The organism is Catenulispora sp. GAS73, from assembly GCF_041262085.1.
GTDB lineage: Bacteria > Actinomycetota > Actinomycetes > Streptomycetales > Catenulisporaceae > Catenulispora.
The window spans coordinates 1-18,078 of record NZ_JBGCCM010000072.1; the positions used below are offsets into that span (position 1 = coordinate 1).

The 18,078-nt window shown below is 70.0% G+C and carries 16 protein-coding genes and 1 pseudogene; 9 read left to right on the top strand and 8 right to left on the bottom strand.

Annotated elements, in window-relative coordinates:
• Nucleotides 1–226, bottom strand: a 226-nt coding sequence (locus ABH935_RS49875) for a hypothetical protein (RefSeq protein ID WP_370385055.1), incomplete at its 3' end; no start/stop codon positions are given.
• A gap of 146 nt (nt 227–372) precedes the next feature.
• On the opposite strand from ABH935_RS49875, the gene ABH935_RS49880 reads away from it, so the two are divergent.
• Nucleotides 373–1,845, top strand: a complete 1,473-nt coding sequence (locus ABH935_RS49880; protein ID WP_370385068.1) for an APC family permease — start codon at nt 373–375, stop codon at nt 1,843–1,845.
• Between the two features lie 75 nt (nt 1,846–1,920).
• Here the strand turns inward: ABH935_RS49880 and ABH935_RS49885 are convergent, their stop codons facing one another.
• The 7 genes and pseudogenes from ABH935_RS49885 to ABH935_RS49915 form a co-directional block, all read right to left on the bottom strand.
• Nucleotides 1,921–2,424: a flavin reductase family protein gene (locus ABH935_RS49885; RefSeq protein WP_194908466.1), complete on the bottom strand. Its 504-nt coding sequence runs from the start codon at nt 2,422–2,424 to the stop codon at nt 1,921–1,923.
• A complete protein-coding gene (locus tag ABH935_RS49890) occupies nt 2,424–3,563 on the bottom strand; it encodes an LLM class flavin-dependent oxidoreductase (RefSeq protein WP_370385056.1) in 1,140 nt (379 codons plus the stop codon). Before ABH935_RS49890 ends, ABH935_RS49885 begins: the two co-directional genes overlap by 1 nt.
• 302 nt (nt 3,564–3,865) lie before the next feature.
• Nucleotides 3,866–4,927, bottom strand: a pseudogene (locus ABH935_RS49895) (LLM class flavin-dependent oxidoreductase); the annotation flags it as partial.
• Entirely contained in the window at nt 4,924–6,360 is a 1,437-nt protein-coding gene (locus ABH935_RS49900; RefSeq protein WP_370385057.1) for an NtaA/DmoA family FMN-dependent monooxygenase, read from the bottom strand. The pseudogene ABH935_RS49895 and the gene ABH935_RS49900, both read right to left, overlap by 4 nt.
• A 59-nt stretch (nt 6,361–6,419) precedes the next feature.
• A complete protein-coding gene (locus ABH935_RS49905) occupies nt 6,420–7,646 on the bottom strand; it encodes an LLM class flavin-dependent oxidoreductase (RefSeq protein WP_370385058.1) in 1,227 nt (408 codons plus the stop codon).
• 168 nt (nt 7,647–7,814) lie between these two features.
• Nucleotides 7,815–8,009, bottom strand: a complete 195-nt coding sequence (locus tag ABH935_RS49910) for a putative leader peptide (protein WP_369125579.1) — start codon at nt 8,007–8,009, stop codon at nt 7,815–7,817.
• Nucleotides 7,999–8,718 carry a GNAT family N-acetyltransferase gene (locus tag ABH935_RS49915; RefSeq protein WP_370385059.1) on the bottom strand — a complete coding sequence of 240 codons (720 nt, stop codon included), beginning with the start codon at nt 8,716–8,718 and terminating at the stop codon, nt 7,999–8,001. Before ABH935_RS49915 ends, ABH935_RS49910 begins: the two co-directional genes overlap by 11 nt.
• A 211-nt stretch (nt 8,719–8,929) precedes the next feature.
• On the opposite strand from ABH935_RS49915, the gene ABH935_RS49920 reads away from it, so the two are divergent.
• The 8 genes from ABH935_RS49920 to ABH935_RS49955 all read left to right on the top strand — a co-directional run bounded on the left by ABH935_RS49920 (nt 8,930) and on the right by ABH935_RS49955 (nt 17,726).
• The gene (locus ABH935_RS49920; RefSeq protein WP_370385060.1) at nt 8,930–9,919 is read left to right on the top strand and encodes an amino acid ABC transporter permease; all 990 of its coding nucleotides are present in this window, start codon (nt 8,930–8,932) and stop codon (nt 9,917–9,919) included.
• Nucleotides 9,916–10,692 (top strand): amino acid ABC transporter ATP-binding protein, encoded by a 777-nt coding sequence (locus tag ABH935_RS49925; protein ID WP_370385061.1) that lies wholly within the window; start codon nt 9,916–9,918, stop codon nt 10,690–10,692. Before ABH935_RS49920 ends, ABH935_RS49925 begins: the two co-directional genes overlap by 4 nt.
• Before the next feature lie 75 nt (nt 10,693–10,767).
• Nucleotides 10,768–11,748, top strand: a complete 981-nt coding sequence (locus tag ABH935_RS49930; protein ID WP_370385062.1) for a transporter substrate-binding domain-containing protein — start codon at nt 10,768–10,770, stop codon at nt 11,746–11,748.
• Entirely contained in the window at nt 11,748–12,635 is an 888-nt protein-coding gene (locus ABH935_RS49935) for an amino acid ABC transporter permease (protein ID WP_370385063.1), read from the top strand. Before ABH935_RS49930 ends, ABH935_RS49935 begins: the two co-directional genes overlap by 1 nt.
• Nucleotides 12,632–13,402 carry an amino acid ABC transporter ATP-binding protein gene (locus ABH935_RS49940; protein WP_370385064.1) on the top strand — a complete coding sequence of 257 codons (771 nt, stop codon included), beginning with the start codon at nt 12,632–12,634 and terminating at the stop codon, nt 13,400–13,402. The genes ABH935_RS49935 and ABH935_RS49940 overlap by 4 nt, the downstream gene beginning before the upstream one ends.
• Nucleotides 13,403–13,428: 26 nt before the next feature.
• Nucleotides 13,429–14,439: a transporter substrate-binding domain-containing protein gene (locus ABH935_RS49945; RefSeq protein WP_370385065.1), complete on the top strand. Its 1,011-nt coding sequence runs from the start codon at nt 13,429–13,431 to the stop codon at nt 14,437–14,439.
• A gap of 16 nt (nt 14,440–14,455) precedes the next feature.
• Nucleotides 14,456–15,589, top strand: a complete 1,134-nt coding sequence (locus ABH935_RS49950) for an LLM class flavin-dependent oxidoreductase (protein WP_370385066.1) — start codon at nt 14,456–14,458, stop codon at nt 15,587–15,589.
• A gap of 115 nt (nt 15,590–15,704) precedes the next feature.
• Nucleotides 15,705–17,726: a LamG-like jellyroll fold domain-containing protein gene (locus ABH935_RS49955; protein ID WP_370385067.1), complete on the top strand. Its 2,022-nt coding sequence runs from the start codon at nt 15,705–15,707 to the stop codon at nt 17,724–17,726.
• Nucleotides 17,727–18,078: the final 352 nt, after the last annotated feature.

The window sequence follows — 18,078 nt, forward strand, 5'->3', positions numbered from 1 at the left end:
CGGCCTCGACACGGACAGCACCCACACCGGTCATTTTCGCGCCGCCACGACGGCGCGGCAACGCCGTGCCAGGACTACTCAACCGAACTGCGTCCTCCTGCGAGGTCATCAAACCTTTGGCGAAGCCGTCAAAAAACGCATTAAAACCGCAGACCAACCCCACCCGCCCAGCCCCCTGACCCCCGTCGACACGCACCACCACCCTCCCCGCCAGATAATTGCTCACGCCGACCCATTACCCCTTGTTTATCTGCTCCCTGTGAGCTATTTTCTCGGCAAGACCGCGGCCCCGCTCTGAATCCCCCCGGATTCCCCCCCCGATCCCCCCGATCTCCCTGACCCCCCAGCCGCCGAGGAGCACCCATGCCCACCATGGATCCCCCGTCCACCGCGCCCGCGCCGCCGGCCGCCGAGCCCGACCCCCAGCCCGGCACCGATCGCCTACGCGGCGGTTCGCTGGGCTTGCTCGACATCGCCAGCTCCACCATGGCCAACATCGGGCCGGCGATGAGCTTCTACTTCGGCTTCGGGCTGCTGGCCACCACGGCCGGGGTGGCCTCGCCGTTGACCATCGTCGTCGCCGGGATCACCGTCGCGCTGCTGGGGAACACGCTGGCGCAGTTCTCGCGGGCGCATCCGTCGGCCGGTGGGTTCATCACGTTCGTGGGCAAGACGTTCGGGCCGACCAGCGCGGTCACCACTGCTCTGCTCATCACCGCCGGGTACATCATCGCCATCTCGTCGGTCATCGCCATTTCCGGCGGGTTCCTGGAGAACACGCTGCACTACTACTTCCACTGGAACGTGCCGTGGATCTTGTTCACGGTCGTGCTCACCGGGCTCGCCGTGCTGCTGATGATCCGGGGCGTCGGGGTCTCCACCAAGCTCGCCGGGTACTTCTTCGCCGTCGAGATGCTGGTGCTGGTCGTGGTGTCGGTGTGGACCATCGCCAAGCACGGGGCGCACCTGTCGCTCAAGCCCTTCGAGCCGAGTCACGTCAAGGGCGGTATGTCAGGGCTCGCCGAGGGCTTCCCGCTGGCCATCTACATGTTCGTCGGGTGGGAGAACTCTGCGGCGCTGGCCGAGGAGACCGACAATCCGCGCCGCAACGTCGGCCGGGCCGTGTTCTCCTCCATCGGGATCATGTCGGTCGGGTACGTGCTGTTCGCCTACGCCACGGTCACCGGCTTCGGCTACGACGTCGACAAGGTCGGCTCCTCCGACGTCCCGTTCATCGAGGTGGCCCACGGCACGCTCGGCATCCTGGCGTTCTTCGCCTACATCGCGGGCCTGACGTCCACCCTCGGCTCGCTCATCTCCGGCACCAACTCCCAGACCCGCCTGCTGTTCAACGCCGGCCGCGAGCGCCTGCTGCCGGCGTTCCTCGGGCGCGTGCACCCGGCGCGCCGTACGCCGCTGAACGCGATCGTCGTCTTCGTCTCGGCGGGCATGCTGATCATCGGCGGTTGGGGCCTGCTGCACATCATCGGCGGCAAGGGGACGATGGACCCGGTGAACTTCTTCGGCGAGTCCTCGACGATGGGCACCATCCTGATCCTGCTGGTGTATCTGGCCTCGAACCTCGCGCTGCCGTTCTACTACCGCAAGTACCGGCCCGAGGAGTTCCACGTCGTCAAGCACGCGGTGCTCCCGCTGATCGGCGCCGCGGCGATCGTCGTGCCGCTGTACTACCTGGCCAAGCCGGGGCAGGCCACGCCGTACGACTGGTTCCCGTACCTGGCGCTGGCCGTGCTGGTGGTGGCGCTGGTCTACGCGCTGGTCCTCGTCCGACGCGATCCGGGCCTGGGAGAACGGGTCGGGTCGATCGTCGCCGACGCGGAGTGAGGGACGGCGTCGAGTGAACAGGCCGGGCGGCACCTCCCCCGAGGAGTGCCGCCCGGGCTCATGGCCGCACGGCCGTCAGGTCGCCAGACGCTGGAACTTGCTGGCGTGGAAGACCAACGGGGGTACCGTCCCGTCGGCGTCCAGGTCGAGGACCCGGAACAGGATGATGTCGTGGTCTCCGCCCGGGTGCACGGACTCGATCTCGCACTCCAGCCAGGCGCTCGCGCCCTCGACGAACACCGCGCCGTCCGCGCTCGTGCGGTAGTCCAGCGAAGCGAAGCGGTCCCCGCTCTTCGACGACAGTTGGCGGACCGCCGTCTCCTGGTGCGCACCCAGGACGCTGATGCCCAGGCGCGGCAGCGTGCGCAGCAGCGGCCAGGTCGTCGAGCGGACGTCGGCGCAGACCGAGACCAGCGCGGGTGCCAGCGACACCGTGTTGAATGAGCTCGCGGCCAAACCCACCGGGACGCCGTCCACGAGGGCGGCTATCGCGGTGACGCCGGTGGGGAACGCGCCGTAGACGCGTCGCAGTTCCTTGGGATGGTGGGAGGCGGCGGTTGTGAGGTCCTGGACAGTCATCAGTTCTCCCGTCTCGCCCACTCCTCGGCCAGCAGCCGGTAGGAGGCGACGCGGTCGGCGTGGTCGTGGGTGATGGTGGTGACGATCAGCTCGTCCGCGGCGACCGCGTCGCGCAGCACCTCCAGCTGGTCGGCGACCTGCGCGGCGGTGCCGACGAACTGGGTCTGGACCCGGTCGGCGACCAGCGCGCGGTCGGCCTCGGTCCAGGGCAGGGCGCGCGCCTCCTGCGGCGTCGGGAACTGGATCGCGCCCTCGGCGGTGCGGATGCTGCGCACCCACGGGCCGTAGCCGGCGGCCAGTTCCCGCGCCCGGTCCTCGGTCTCGGCGACGACGACGTCGGCCGAGACCGCGATGTGCGGCTGGTCGAGCTCGTCCGAGGGCTTGAACGCGGAGCGGTAGCCCTCGGCCGCCTCCAGCACCGTCGCCGGGCTCACGTGGTAGTTGGTCGCGAAGCGCAGCCCGTTGCCGCCGGCCACCTCGGCGCTGGCCCCGCCGCTGCTGCCCAGGATCCAGATCTGCAGCTCGGCGCCCTCGCCGGGCACGACGTGCGCCTCCTGGCCGCTGCCGTCGACGTAGGTGCCGGCCAGCAACGCGAGGATGTCGGCGACCTGGTCCACGTACTCGGGGGTCTGCGCCCCCGGCTGCTGGAGCAGGACCTTGTGCAGCGCGAAGCGCGGCGACTTCAGCAGCGGCGTGAAGTCGAAGCGCGGCGGGATGCGCAGGCCGTTGGCGGTGTAGCCGTCGACGACGGACGCCGCGCCGACGAGCGCGGGCTGCGGCGACGTCCCGGGCGTGCGGCTGCCTCCGGAGCGGCCGAGCCCGAGGTCGAACCGGCCGGGGAACGCGGCGTCGAGCAGGCCGAACTCCTCGACGGTGTTCAGCGGCGTGCGGTGGCCGAGCAGGACGGCGCCGGAGCCGAGCCGGATGCTCGACGTGGCGGCGGCGGTGAGCGCCAGGACGACGGCCGGGCTGGTGCCGGCCACGCCGGGGTTGAGGTGGTGCTCGGCGAACCAGTAACGCGCGTAGCCGAAGCTCTCGGTCTGCTTGGCGAGGTCGATGCTGTTGCGCAGCGCCTGGGAAGCCGTGGATCCGGAGCTGATCGGGACCAGGTCCAGGACGCCGAGGGGAGTGGTGGACATGCGGATCAGGCTCCTTGTTGGGATGGGACGAGGTGCGGCGGCCAGAGGGAGGACGGCTGGCCGGGCTCGGCAGCGAGATCGGCAGCACGAGCTGTAGCGGGCTCGGTAGCCGAGGCCGTGACCGTGCTGGCAGCGGCGGATTTGACGGCGGCGGCCGGCGTGGCACTGGCACCAGCCCTGATACCAGCCCTGGCACCGGCATCGGCACTGGGACCGGTGACCGAGATCGTCGGCGCGGCGTCGGCGACGAAAGCGGCGCGGGCGTCGGCGGTCGGGTCGGCTTGCGGCAGCGCGGCGGCGGCCTCGGCATCCGGCCGGGCGTCCCAGTCCCACGGCGGGTCGGGAATCCCCCGCCGCAGCACTGGCGCGATCTCCGCCTGGAACCGCTCCAGGGAGGCCCGGTGCTCGGCGGTGCTCAGCCCCGTGGGCTCGGCCTGCAGATGCATGACCGTGTGCCCGAACTGCTCGTAGTACCGGTGCACCTTCTCCAGAATCTGCTGCGGGCTCCCGATCAGCGCCGAGCTGCGCGTCACGAAGTCCTCCAGCGTCGGGAACACCGGCTCGATCCCCAGCCGCTTGTGCATCGCCAGGTGCCCCGCGAACACCGGCGCGTACGCGCGCAGCGCCTCCTGCGACGTCGCCGCCGCGTAGAAGCCGGCGGTTCCGGCGCCGACCGCGGCCTTCGCCGGGTCGTGGCCGTGCAACGCCCAGCGTTCGCGGTAGTAGCGGACCAGCTCGGCGTAGGGCTCGATCGGGTTCGTCACGTTCGCCGAGAACAGCGGGTCGCCGTAGCGCGCGGCCAGGTCGACCGACTCCTTCGACGTCGCGCTACCGTGCCAGACGCGGATCGGTTGCTGGAACGGCCGCGGCCAGACCTCCGCGTCGGTGAGCGCCGGACGGAACTTCGGCGTGGCCGTCACCTTGTCCTGGCGCCAGATCCGCCGGAACAGTTCGTACGCCTCGGCGTTGCGCTCCCACTGATCCTCAGGCGTCACATGGAACAGCTCGCGTTGTGCCGAGCCGTTCCCCTTACCGATGATCAGCTCCAGCCTGCCCCCCGACAGGTGGTCGAGCGTCGCATAGTCCTCATACGCGCGAACTGGGTCCAGCAGGCTCAGCGTCGTGACCGCGGTGAAGAGCTTGATCCGGCTGGTCTTCGCCGCGATGTGGCTCAGCACGACCGTCGGCGAGGAAGAGATGAACGGCCGCTCGTGCCGCTCCCCGACGCCGAAACCGTCGAAGCCCAGCTCCTCGGCGAGCACCGCGGCGTCCACGACCTGCCGGAACCGCTCGTTCGCCGAGGCCTGCACGCCGGTGGTCGGATCCGGGGCGTGCACGATCAGCGAGATGGTCAGGAACTTCATCGACCGGCTCCCGCCGCGACAGCCTCCGTGCCGGCACTCACGGCGGCCGGCGCCGCAGCGGCAGAACCCACCGCGACCGACGGCGTCTTCCGCGGCTTGGCCAACCCCAGATGCTCCCGCAGCGTCGTGCCCTCGTACTCCGTCCGGAACCGCCCGCGCTCCTGCAGGATCGGCACCACGGTGTCGGCGAACACGTCGAACCCACCCGGCGTGATGTGCGGCACCAGGATGAACCCGTCCGCCGCGTCGGCCTGCACCAGCTCGTCGATCTGCGTCGCGACGGTCTCGGCCGACCCGATGAACGACTGTCGCGAGGTCTTCTCGATCATCAGTTCCCTGATCGACAACCCCTTCGCCTCGGCCTCCTCCCGGTACTCGCGCGCGGCGGCGATCCGGTCCCGGTACATCCGGTCCGCGGCCCGGCCCTTGGAGATCGAATCGCCGCTGACATCGGGATCGATCTCCGGCAGGGGCCCGTCCGGGTCGTACGCGCTCAGGTCCCGGTTCCACAGCTGCTCCAGGAACTTGATCGCGGTCTGCCCGCTGACCTGCGCGCGCCGCACCTCGACCGCCAGCTCCGCGGCCTCGGCGTCGGTGTCGCCGAGCACGAACGTCGCTGCCGGCAGGATCAGCAGGTCCTCGTGCGTCCGGCCGTACTTCGCCAGCCGGCCCTTGACGTCGGCGTAGAACGCCTTGCCCGGCTCCAGCTGGCTGTGCCGCCCGAAGATGGCGTCGGACGCCGCCGCGGCGAACTCCCGGCCGCCGTCGGAGTCGCCGGCCTGGAAGATGACCGGCCGCTCCTGCGGCGAGGTCGGCACGTTGAACCGCCCGGCTATGTCGAAGTGCCGGTCCCGGTGCTCGAAGGTGCCGGCCTTCGGGTCGGAGAGGAAGACCCCTGATTCCTTGTCCGCCTCGATCCGGTAGCCGTCCCAGGAGTCGAACAGCTCCCACGCCGTGCGCAGGAACGTCTGTGCCCGGTCGTACCGGTCCTCCTCGGCGAGGTAGCCGCCGCGCCGGAAGTTCTCGCCGGTGAAGGCGTCCCACGACGTGACCACGTTCCACGCCGCGCGCCCCTCGGACAGGTGGTCCAGCGACGCGAACTGCCGCGCCACCTCGTACGGCTCGTTGAACGTGGAGTTGATGGTCCCGGTCAGGCCGATCCGGTCGGTGACGGCGGCCAGCGCCGAGAGCACCGTGAAGGTGTCCGGGCGCCCGACCACGTCCAGGTCGTAGATCTGCCCGCCCTGCTCGCGCAGCCGCAGACCCTCGGCCAGGAAGAAGAAGTCGAACTTGGCGCGTTCCGCGGTCTGCGCGAAGTGCTTGAACGAGGCGAAATCGATGTGGCTGCCGGCGGCCGGATCGCTCCACACCGTGGTGTTGTTGACGCCGGGGAAGTGCGCGGCCAGATGGATCTGCTTCACGGGCTTGCTCATGCTTGGGCTCTTTCTCTGCTTCCGAGGAGTTCTAAGCTGCCCCCGGTTCTTAAAAAGACCTAGACCGCGGCGAGGGCGGGATCGGAGGCGGCGGCGTAGCGGTTGGCGGGGCGCGAAAGGCCCAGGTGCCCGCGCAAAGTCGTGGCCTGATACGCGGTCCGGAACAGGCCGCGGGCCTGGAGTTCCGGCACCAGGCCGCGAGTGATCTGCGTCAAGTCGTGCGGCAGCGCGGCCGGGCGCAGCCGGTAGCCGGTGAGCCCGGCGTGCCGCCAGTCGGCCAGCAGATCCGCGAGCTCCGACGGGGTCCCGGCGAAGATGTGCGCGTCGCTGGTGAACGGCGTGCCGGCCAGCTCGTCCAGGCGGGCCCGGCGCTCCTCGGCGGCCTGGGTGCTCTCGTCGAGGAAGACCACCAGATCGCCGAACACGTGCACGGTGTCCGACGCGCGGCCGGCGAACTCCTGCTCGCGCCGGATCTCCGCGACGATCGCGGCGGCACCGGGCCGGTCGTGCGGCGTGACGAAGCCGACGTCCGCGGAGCGTGCGATGAGCTGGTAGGGAATCGTCGCGTGGCCCAGGGCCGTGACGATCGGCTGCCCCTGCGGCGGACGTGGGGTGATCGACGGGCCCCGCACGTCGAACCAGTCGCCCTCGAAGTCGATGTGGTGCAGCTTGTCCCGGTCGATGAAGCGGCCGGTGGCGGCGTCGCGGATCTCGGCGTCGTCCTCCCAGCTGTCCCAGAGCCGGCGCAGCACCTCGACGTAGTCGGCCGCCTCGCTGAAACGCTCCGCGATTTGCGCCTGCACTTCGTCGGTGTCGATGTCGGCCAGCCGGACCGGTTCGGTGGTGCGGCGCCCGAACAGCGCGAACTCGTACGGCTTGGCGGATATCTGGATCCGCAGACCCGCTCGGCCGGTCGAGGCGTAGTCCAGCGTGGCGATCGCCTTGGACAGGTGGAACGGCTCGGAGTGCGTGGCCACGACGGTCGGCACGATCCCGACGTGCGAGGTCGCCGGCGCCGTCCGGGCCGCCGTCAGCACCGCGTCCAGGCGGCCCCGGACCTGGTCGACCCGGTCGTCGACGTCGTTGAAGTCGGTGCTCTGCAGCCCGAAGGAGTCCTCGATGGTGACGAAGTCGAGCAGGCCTTCCTCGGCCTCGGCGACCAGGTCGGTCCAGTAGCGGCCGCGGAACAGCTCGTCGGGGCGGGCGTCCGGCTCGCGCCAGGCGGCCGGGTGCCAGCCCGCGCCGTCCAGGGCGACGGCCAGGTGGAGCAAGGGATCGGGGGACATGCGAAATCGCTTTCTGCGCACCGGTGCGCGGCGGTGGTCGGGCCGCCGCCGTGACGGGACGGCGGCCGAGCGGAACGCGCGGGGTGCACGTGAAGAGAGGGATGAGGCAAGGAATCAGCCGGGCGCCGAAGGCGCGCCGCTGGTGCAGGTGAGGCGGGAAGAGCTCGTTCAGACGCGCCGGTGCGCGGGACACAGGGCGCTGGCGATGCGCTGCAGGTCGATGTGGCGCCGCGAGTAATAGCCGGTGGCGGTGGGCAACGCCTTCACCTCCCTCGCTGTTCTGGTCGGAATCCCTATTGAGATACTGGGGATAGTAGAGCACGTCCTGAGTTCGTCAAGAAGATCGTCGTTCTCAGTCCGCATACTGGACGGGCACCTGGTAAGCCCCGAACACCACCCGCCGGCGCAACACGAATCCGAGCTGCTCGTACAGCCGGATCGCGGTGTGGTTCTCGGCGCTGGTGTGCAGGAACGGGACCTCGCCGCGTTCGCGGATCCCGTGCGCCACCGCGTGGATCAGGCGCGTGGCCAGCCCCTGCCCGCGGAAGTCGGCGTGCGTGCACACCGCGCTGATCTCGGTCCAGCCCGGCGGGTGCAGGCGCTCGCCGGCCATCGCGATCAGCCGGCCCTCGTGCCGCAGGCCCAGGTAGGTGCCCAGCTCGACGGTCCGCGGCCGGAACGGTCCGGGGTTGGCGTGCTCGACCAGCGCGGTCATCTCCGGCACGTCGTCGGCGCCGAGCCGGACCACGTCGGGATCCGCCGCGCCGAAGAAGTCCTCGCCGGTCATCTGCACGCCGGGGATCCGCATGACCTGCTCCCAGCCCGGTGGGGTCGACGGTTCGGTGCCGCCGGTGGGCAGGATGCCGCCGGCGCCGAGCAGCTTGGCGGCGTCGCGCCAGTCCTGCTCGCCGGGGTCCGGCGGCAGCGAGACGAAGATCGAGACGTCCGGGTGGTAGCGCAGCACGGCGCCGACCGATTCGGCGAAGCGGGCGTGCGCCCCGAGCAGCGAGGCGCGGGCCGGATCGTCCAGAACGTGAGACGGGGCTGACGGATCAGTGGGCTTTGTTGGCATGCTGATGACCGTACCCAATCTCCAGTAGTTCGATAGGCATGGTCTTGACGAAGCGAGGTGTGGCCCGTATGCAGTCTTTGTATTCCCAGCTCCGGGTCATCCGGCGCCATGTCGACCTGCTGCGTGTCAACAGTGCGCTGTGTCCGGGTGACGCTCCGGTCCGCTGACCGGCCGTCCTGTCTCGTCCCGACCCGCCTCGAAGGCACTCACCATGACTGACGTAACGGAGCGAATACCGCTCCTGTCCGCTCCTGCCGACGATCCGATTCCCGCCGACGACCAGCTGCTGGCGGCCCGCCTGGTGGCGCCGCGCCGCCCCGGCCTGTGGGTCTCGGCCGCGTTGCTGCTGGTCCTGGCCGCGATGCTGGTCCACACGCTGGTGACCAACAAGCGCTTCCAATGGCCCATAGTCCGCGGCTATTTCTTCGAGCACTCCATCCTGCACGGCTTGGAGCTCACGATCTGGCTGACCGCCGCGGTCCTGGTCACCGGCTACCTCCTCGGCACCGCGGTGGCCGCCGCGCGGCTGTCGAAGAACCCGATCCTGAAGTCTCTCGGGTTCGGCTTCGTCTGGCTCATCCGCTCGGTGCCGATGCTGGTCCAGCTGTTGTTCTGGTACGAACTCGCCTCGCTGTATCCAAGGCTGTCGTTGGGGATCCCGTTCGGTCCGGAGTTCGCCACCTTCAAGACCGCGCACCTGTTCGGCGGCATCCTGGCCGCGTTCGTCGCGCTGAGCCTGGACGTCGCCGCGTTCTCCGCCGAGATCATCCGCGGCGGGATCCTGGCCGTCCCGGCCGGCCAGGTTGAGGCGGCGCAGGCGCTGGGCCTGGGCCGTGGCCGGATCTTCCGGCGGATCGTGCTGCCGCAGGCGATGCCGGCGATCGTGCCGGCCTCGGGGAACCTGCTGATCGGGATGCTGAAGGCGACCTCGATCGTCAGCGTCATCGCGGTGCAGGACCTGCTGTACTCCTCGCAGCTCATCTACAACGAGAACTTCCAGATCATCCCGCTGCTGCTGGTCGCGACGCTGTGGTACATCGTCCTGACGACCGTGCTGTCGATCGGGCAGTACTTCGTCGAACGGCGCTACGCACGTGGGACGAACCGGCGCGGCGACGGCTTCGGCGCTCTGTTCCGGCGCAACCTGCCGCTGTTCGGCCGGGGCGGCCTGGCCACCGGGGCCACCGGGAGCGGGTCGTGACCGCCGACGGGGCGCGGCCCCTGGTCCGGGTCAGAGGCCTGCGGAAGAGCTTCGGCGCGCACCGCGTGCTCGACGGCGTCGACCTGGACGTCGCCGAGGGCTCGGTGACGGTGCTGCTCGGCCCCTCGGGCTCGGGCAAGTCCACCCTGCTGCGCTGCGTGAACCACCTGGAGCGGCCGGACGCCGGTTTCGTCGAGGTGGCCGGCGAGGTCGTCGGCTACCGGTACCACGACGGCCGGCTGCACGAACTGCCGGCGCGCGAGATCACCCGGCAGCGCACCCAGGTCGGCATGGTCTTCCAGCAGTTCAACCTGTTCCCGCATCTCACGGTGCTGGAGAACCTCGTCGAGGCGCCGGTGGCGGTACGCGGCGTGCCGAAGTCCGAGGCGGCGGCGAAGGCGGGCGAGCTGCTGGCCCGGGTCGGCCTGGCCGGCCGGGAGGGCGCCTACCCGCGCGAGTTGTCCGGCGGCCAGCAGCAGCGCGTGGCCATCGCGCGGGCGCTGGCGATGGAGCCCCGGCTGCTGCTGTTCGACGAGCCGACCTCGGCGCTGGACCCCGAGCTGGTCGGCGAGGTGCTGGGCGTGATCCGGGACCTCGCGGTCGGCGGCATGACGATGATCATCGTCACCCACGAGATCGGGTTCGCCCGGGAGGTCGCCGATCAGGCGGTGTTCCTGGACGGCGGCCGGATCGTCGAGTCCGGCGCGCCGTCCGACGTGCTGGACCGGCCGGGCAACGAGCGCGCGCGGGCCTTCCTGTCCGCGGTCCTCTGATCCACTCCGGCATCCAATCCGGCATCAGATCTCTGACTCTCACCCCTCATATTCCATCCCGAAGGGACCACTTCCGTGACGACCCCCGGCCGTCCAGGCCGTCGATCGCGCCTTGCCGTTTTTGCCGGCACCGCCCTGGCGGCAGCCACTCTCCTGCTGGCCACTGCCTGCGGCTCGGCCTCCAAGCCGGTCGCCGGCGCGCCGGTCGCGGCCGCGGGCAGCGCCCCGGCGTCGCTCCCGACCCAGGACGTGGTCTCCGGCGTGCAGACCGACCCCAAGCTGAAGGCCGAACTGCCGGCATCCATCGCCTCTCGCGGCACGCTGCTGCTGGGGACCACGCAGCCCACCGGCCTGTCCGGGCTGCCGCACGACGGCGTGGACGCCGCCGGCAAGGAGGTCGGCCTGGACGTCGACCTGCGCAACGCCATCGCCAAGAAGCTCGGCGTCACCTGGGACACCCAGTACGGCACGTTCCAGACCATCATCCCGGGCACCCAGAACGGCAAGTTCGACGTCGGCTGGGGCAACTTCGGCGTCACCAAGGCGCGCGAGAAGATCGTCGACTTCGCCACGTACCTCACCGACGGCCAATCGTTCCTGGGCGCGTCGAGCGTGTCCGCGGACAAGATCAGCACCCTGGCGGACCTGTGCGGCTACACGGTGGCGACCAGTCCCGGCTCGACCTTCCAGCAGATCCTCACCAACGGCGCGTCGCAGTGCTCCGCGGCCGGCAAGAAGCCGTACCAGGTCCAGTACTTCGCCGACAGCGCCCCGATCTTCCTGGGCCTGGCCAACGGCAAGATCGACGTGCTGTTCGGCCCGACGTTGAGCGTGAAGTACGACGCGCTGCACGTGCCGAACACGAAGTTCCTCGGCCAGATCAGCACCACGCCGGTCGGCGTGGTCACGGCCAAGGGCTCGCCGCTGACCAAGCCGCTGTCCGACGCGGTGAACGCGCTGATCGCCGACGGCGGCTACGCGAAGATCTTCGCCAAGTGGGGAGTCCCCGACACCGAGGTGAAGTCCTCGCAGATCAACCCGGATCCGGGCTTCTGATGAGCATCTCCGCCGAACCCGCTGAGGGCGTCGGGATCGCCGACAGAGCGCATGTGGAGCTGAGCACGCAGCGCGTGATCCCGTTGCGTCATCCGGGCCGTTGGATCGCGACCATCGCAGTGCTCGTACTGGCCGCGCAGTTCGTCCACGGCCTGGCCACCAACCCGTTCTACCAGTGGGGCCGGTTCGGCTACTGGTTCGCGCGGCCGGTCATCCTGCGCGGCCTGTGGGTCACGCTGGAGGTCACCGCGCTGTCGGCGGTGCTCGGACTGATCGGCGGCGTGGTGCTGGCGCTGGCGCGGCTGTCGCGCAATCCGGTGCTGCGGACGATCAGCTGGGTCTACATCTGGCTGTTCCGCTCGGTGCCGCTGATCGTGGTGCTGCTGATCCTGTTCAACTTCAGCGCGCTGTACAAGACCCTGAGCCTGGGCGTGCCGTTCGGGCCGAGCTTCTTCCGCTTCGACGAGAACAAGCTGGCCACCGAGCTCGTGGTGGCGACGATCGGGCTGAGCCTGAACGAGGCCGCCTACGCCGCCGAGGTGGTGCGCGGCGGGATCCTGTCGGTGGGACGAGGGCAGCGGGAGGCAGCCGCGGCGCTCGGGCTGCCGCGCTGGTACCAGTTCCGGCGGATCGTGCTGCCGCAGGCGCTGCGCGCGATCGTGCCGGCCTATGTCAACCAACTGATCGGGCTGATCAAGGGCACGTCGCTGGTGTTCTACGTCTCGCTGCTGGACCTGTTCGGGCAGGTGCAGACGATGAGCAGCACGTATCCCGGCGACGTGGTGCCGCTGCTGCTGGTGGCCACGGCCTGGTACGTGATCCTGACCAGCCTGGTGTCGGTGGCGCAGTACTGGATCGAGCGGCGGCTGCGGGCGGGGGAGCGATGAGCGCGCTCGCCGCCGCGGTGGAGGTCCGCGGAGCCAGCAAGTCGTTCGGGGCGCACAAGGTGCTCGACGACGTCGACCTGACGGTCTGCCCGGGGCACGTCACGGTCATCATCGGCCCTTCCGGGGCGGGGAAGTCGACGCTGCTGCGGGCCGTCAACCATCTGGAGAAGCTGGACGCCGGGCACGTGTCGGTGAACGGCGTCCTGATCGGGGTGCGGCAGCACGGGACCCGGCTCAAGGAGCTCAGCGAGCGCGCGATCCTGGCTCAGCGGGCTGACATCGGGTTCGTGTTCCAGGACTTCAACCTGTTCCCGCATCTGACGGTGGTGGAGAACGTCGCCGCGGCCCCGGTGGCTACCGGTAGGGCGACGAAGGCCGAGGCCCGGGCGCGGGCTCTGGAGCTGTTGGCCTCGGTGGGGCTGGCCGAGAAGACCGATGCCTATCCGTCGCAGTTGTCGGGCGGGCAGCAGCAGCGGGTCGCGATCGCGCGGGCGCTGGCGCTGCGGCCCGGCGTGGTCCTGTTCGACGAGCCGACCTCGGCGCTGGATCCGGAGCTGGTCGGCGAGGTGCTGGCCGCGATGAAGGATCTGGCCGGGACCGGGACGACGCTGATCGTGGTCACGCACGAGATCGGGTTCGCGCGGGAGGCCGCGGACCGGGTCGTGTTCATGGACGGCGGCCGGATCGTCGAGGAGGGGCCGCCGGATCAGGTCCTGGACCGGCCTCAGCATCCGCGGACGCGTGAGTTCCTCAGCAAGGTTCTTTAACAGCTTTCTGTATTGGAGACATATCCATGACTGGCAACAAGCTCAGATTCGCCGTGCCGATATTCGCTGTGGCCCTGCTGGCCTCGGCGTGCTCCAGCGGGGGTTCGGGGTCGAAGACCGAGAGCGCGCCGGCGGCTGCCGGGTCGACGGTGGTGAAGGTCGGTGCCGTGTCGAACGGCGCCGCGACTGAGAACGATCTGACCGTCGCGCAGCAGGACTCGATCCGCGCCGAGCTTCCGGCGGCGATCCGCGACGGCGGGACGCTCAAGATCGCCGTCGGCGCGCTGCCGGCCGGGAGCGCGCCGCTGGCCTTCATCGGCAGCGACCAGAAGACCCTCACCGGCTCCGAGCCGGACCTGGGACGGCTCGTCGCCGCGGTCCTCGGGCTCAAGCCGACGCTCGACAACGCCACGTGGGACAACATGTTCGTCGGGATCGACAGCGGCAAGGACGCGGTCGGGTTCTCCAACATCACCGACACCGAGCAGCGCAAGCAGAAGTACGACTTCGCCAGCTACCGCGACGACAACCTCGGGTTCGAGACGTTGAAGTCGAGCACGTGGACGTTCTCGGGCGACTACCACGTCCTGGCCGGCAAGACGGTCGCGGTCTCGTCCGGGACCAACCAGGAGAAGATCCTGCTGGAGTGGCAGACCAAGCTGCGCGCCGAGGGCAAGGACGTGGCCATCAAGTACTACCCGGACGCCAACGGGGTGTCGCTGGCGCTGACGTCGGGGAAGATCGACATCTTCCTCGGGCCGAATCCCGAGGTCGCGTATGACGTGACGGCGAAGGCGAAGACGCCGAACCCGGTGCGGATCGCCGGTGAGTACTCGGGGGCCGGGGCGACGTTGCAGGGACTGATCGCGGCGACGACCAAGAAGGACAGCGGGCTGGCCAAGCCGATCGCCGACGCCATCAACTATCTGAAACAGAGCGGCGACTACGGCAAGTGGCTGGCGGCGTGGAACCTCAGCAGCGAGGCGGTGCCGACGTCGCTGGTGAATCCGCCCGGCCTGCCGGCCAGCAACTCCTGAGCGGCGGCGTGCGGCTATGAACTTCCACTGGTTTCTGCCGACCGGCGGTGACGCACGGCAGCTGAGTTCGTCGGTGCACGGCGCGGGGATCGGCGGCGCTTCGGGGCCGTTGCCGTTGCCGGTCTCCGACGGCTCCGGCCGTTCCGATGTCGATACGGGTCCCGCTCCGGCCGGCACGCGTCCGGCGACCTTGGCCTATCTGACACAGCTCGCGCGGGCCGCCGACGATCTCGGGTTCGACGGCGTCCTCACCCCGACCGGGGCGCACTGCGAGGACGCGTGGATCGTGACCGCCGCGCTGATCGCCGCGACCCGGCGGCTGCGGTTCCTGGTGGCGTTCCGGCCGGGGCTGGTGAGCCCGGTGCTGGCGGCGCAGATGGCGGCGACGTTCCAGCGGCTGTCCGAGGGGCGGCTGCTGCTGAACGTCGTCACCGGCGGCAGCGACGCCGAGCAGCGCGGGTACGGCGACGTGCTGGACCACGACCAGCGCTACGAGCGCGCCGAGGAGTTCCTGGACGTGGTGCGCTCGGCGTGGTCCGGGAAACCGTTCGACTACCTCGGCGGCTACCACGAGATCCGCGGCGGCCACCTGCGCGAACCACCTGTACCGACGCCGCGTGTCTACTTCGGCGGGTCGTCGGATCCGGCGCTGGACGTCGCGGCCAAGCACGCGGACACGTATCTGACGTGGGGCGAGCCGGTGGCGCAGGTGGCCGAGAAAGTGGAGCGGGTGCGCGAGCGCGCGGCGAAGCTCGGTCGCGAGCTCCGTTTCGGGCTGCGGATCCATGTTCTGAGCCGGGACACGTCCGAGGAGGCGTGGCGCGCCGCCGACAAGCTCATCGCCGGGCTCGACGACGCGACGGTCGCCGCCGGCCAGCAGCGACTGAGTGCGCTGGAGTCGGAGGGTCAGCGCCGCATGCTGGCCCTGCACGGCGGCGACCGCTCGCGGCTGCTGGTGGCGCCGAACCTGTGGGCCGGGATCGGACTGGTGCGCGGCGGCGCAGGGACGGCGCTGGTCGGGAGCCACGAGGAGGTGGCCGAGCGGCTTCAGGACTACCGGGACGCGGGGATCGAGGAGTTCGTGCTGTCCGGGTATCCGCACTTGGAGGAGGCTTACACGTTCGCGGAGTGCGTGCGGCCGCTTTTGTGAGGCTGCGCCACTAACGCGTTCCACCGATGTTCGACCGGCCGTGGTTCGAGAGATCCTCGCCGGACGCGGGGCGGCGCATACGGTACCGGCGGAATCCTCACCCCACGGAGCCGTTATGAACCACGAGCACGAAGACGCTCACTGCCAGTGCCCCCGCACCGCCGACTTCGACTCCGCCGGCCCGGCTGCGACCGGCCGGCGGTCCTTCCTGCGCAACGCCGGGCTGTTGGGCGCCGGCGCGACCGCGCTGGCCTCCGGCGCCACCGTGTTCGGGCCGGCCGCGTCCGCCTCGGCCGCGACCGGTGACGCCGGTGACGCCGCTGGTGCCGCCGGTGTCTCCGCCGACGCCAAGCACGACGGGTCGAGCGTCTACGACATCACCAAGATCGACACCAGCGACCCGGGCGCCCGCTGGGACCCGGACCCCGACAACCCGGTGTTCACCCTGGTCGTCATGCCGGACACGCAGTACATGTTCGACCAGGACCGGATCCACCCGGCGCCGATGGAGGCCTCGTTCCGCTACATCCTCAGCGGCGATGAGGACGCGAACATCGTCTTCATGGCGCACCTCGGCGACATCACGCAGAACGGGCAGGCCGGGGAGTTCGCCGCCGCCGGTTCGGTGTTCGAGATGCTGGACCGCAAGAAGGCCGGCTACAGCGTCGTCGCCGGCAACCACGACGTCTCCGGCACCGACCAGCGCGGCGCCACGCCGTACTCGGGCACGTTCACCAAGGCGCGCGCGGCGAAGTCCAAGACCTACGGCGGTTCGAGCCCCGACGGCTACAACACCTTCCACGTCTTCCGCGGCGGCGGCCGCGACTGGCTGCTGCTGGGCCTGGACTGGCGGCTGTCGCCGGCCGGGTTCGCCTGGGCCGACCAGGTGATCGCCGACCACCCGACGCTGCCGGTGATCGTCACCACGCACGAGATCGCCTACGCCGACGACTCCGGCACGGCGTACCTGTCGGACTACGGCCAGCAGCTGTGGGACGGCCTGATCAAGAACCACGACCAGGTGTTCCTGACCCTCAACGGCCACTACTGGCCGCCCGGGTCCACCACGCTGAGCAACACCGCGGGCAACGACGTGCACGTGCACATCACCAACTACCAGGACCGCTACTACGGCGGCTCGGCGATGATCCGCACGTACCGCTTCGACATGCGGCGCAACACCATCGACGTGTCGACGTTCTCGCCCTTCTTCCGCAGCCTGCCCACCAGCGAGGTGAACGAGCTCGCCGGGCAGGAGATCGAACTGACCTCCTCGGTCGACCGCTTCTCCATGTCGGTCGACTTCGACCAGCGGTTCCACGGATTCGCGCCGGTCCCGACACGTCCCGCGCGCCCGGCGAACAAGATGCTGATCCACGGCACCCTGGCCTACTGGCGCTTCGACGGCGGCGGCGCCGACGGCTCGGCGGTCGGCGACAACCAGGTGATCCGCGACCTGTCCGGCAAGGGCAACGACCTGGTGAAGGAGAACGTCCCCGGCACCTCGGGCACGCCCCTGAGCTGGTCCACCACCGAGTTCCACCCCGACCAGCCGAGCCACGGCTCGCTGCGCTTCGTCGGCCAGGGCCACCCGGTCCAGGGCGCCTGGCTGCAGACGGTCCCGAACGCCCCGCTGAACGCCGAGACGTTCCAGCACGGCTACACCTTCGAGGCGTTCTTCAAGCTGCCCGCGAACTGGGACTCCTCGCAGAGCGCCTGGAGCGGCCTGCTCAGCCGCTGGGGCATCGCCAGCGAGGCCGGCAAGTCCGGCGGCAACACGGACCCGCAGGAGCCGATCGCGACCCTGAGCCTGTCCGGCGGCTCCGAGCTCCAGTGGAACGTCTACCCGCTGAACCAGCCCGGCGCCTCGACCACCTGGAGCCACCTGCTGCCCCTGGGCGAGTGGTGGCACGTCGCGATGGTCAACGACGGCAAGGTGAACCGCATGTACGTCAACGGCTGTGAGGAGGGCCGCAACCCCGCGACCCCGGCCATCGGCATCACGACGCTGAACCACTCCTGGCTCCTCGGCGGCTACGAGTACAACGGCGCCATCAACCAGATCCACAACGGCTGGCTCGGCGATGTCCGCATCACCAACCGGCCGCTCCGCATCGACGAGTTCATGAACGCCTGACCTCGGGGCGTTTCGCGTCGGTGGTAGAGGGCGCCGGGCCGCGTGCTTCCGCGGCTCGGCGCCCTGGTTTTGGGGTGGGGACCAACGGAACTGGTGCGGCCAGGCCGCCGGTATCGGTGAGGACTGGCGCCTTGCCGACTACGGGTGGTGACGGGGCTGCGCGACCGGCCCCGTGGTGAGGGGGTCCGAAGGACCATGGGGGGTGTTGGTTCTGGGTCCCTCGCCGCGTCGGCGGGCTCTGCCAACCTGGCCGGTTTGCAAGAGCGGGTAGTTAAGGGTTTGTGGTGGGTGTCAAGGCCCTGGGCTGCCGGGTGGCATGGGAAACGAGACCTCTGATACATCGGGTTCTTGT

What these genes read in the sequence shown, in the direction of transcription:
- ABH935_RS49880 (WP_370385068.1), top strand. Translation starts at nt 373, where the DNA reads ATGGATCCCCCGTCCACCGCGCCCGCGCCGCCGGCCGCCGAGCCCGAC.
- ABH935_RS49885 (WP_194908466.1), bottom strand. Translation starts at nt 2,424, where the DNA reads ATGACTGTCCAGGACCTCACAACCGCCGCCTCCCACCATCCCAAGGAA.
- ABH935_RS49890 (WP_370385056.1), bottom strand. Translation starts at nt 3,563, where the DNA reads ATGTCCACCACTCCCCTCGGCGTCCTGGACCTGGTCCCGATCAGCTCC.
- ABH935_RS49900 (WP_370385057.1), bottom strand. Translation starts at nt 6,360, where the DNA reads ATGAGCAAGCCCGTGAAGCAGATCCATCTGGCCGCGCACTTCCCCGGC.
- ABH935_RS49905 (WP_370385058.1), bottom strand. Translation starts at nt 7,646, where the DNA reads ATGTCCCCCGATCCCTTGCTCCACCTGGCCGTCGCCCTGGACGGCGCG.
- ABH935_RS49910 (WP_369125579.1), bottom strand. Translation starts at nt 8,009, where the DNA reads ATGCGGACTGAGAACGACGATCTTCTTGACGAACTCAGGACGTGCTCT.
- ABH935_RS49915 (WP_370385059.1), bottom strand. Translation starts at nt 8,718, where the DNA reads ATGCCAACAAAGCCCACTGATCCGTCAGCCCCGTCTCACGTTCTGGAC.
- ABH935_RS49920 (WP_370385060.1), top strand. Translation starts at nt 8,930, where the DNA reads ATGACTGACGTAACGGAGCGAATACCGCTCCTGTCCGCTCCTGCCGAC.
- ABH935_RS49935 (WP_370385063.1), top strand. Translation starts at nt 11,748, where the DNA reads ATGAGCATCTCCGCCGAACCCGCTGAGGGCGTCGGGATCGCCGACAGA.
- ABH935_RS49940 (WP_370385064.1), top strand. Translation starts at nt 12,632, where the DNA reads ATGAGCGCGCTCGCCGCCGCGGTGGAGGTCCGCGGAGCCAGCAAGTCG.
- ABH935_RS49945 (WP_370385065.1), top strand. Translation starts at nt 13,429, where the DNA reads ATGACTGGCAACAAGCTCAGATTCGCCGTGCCGATATTCGCTGTGGCC.
- ABH935_RS49950 (WP_370385066.1), top strand. Translation starts at nt 14,456, where the DNA reads ATGAACTTCCACTGGTTTCTGCCGACCGGCGGTGACGCACGGCAGCTG.
- ABH935_RS49955 (WP_370385067.1), top strand. Translation starts at nt 15,705, where the DNA reads ATGAACCACGAGCACGAAGACGCTCACTGCCAGTGCCCCCGCACCGCC.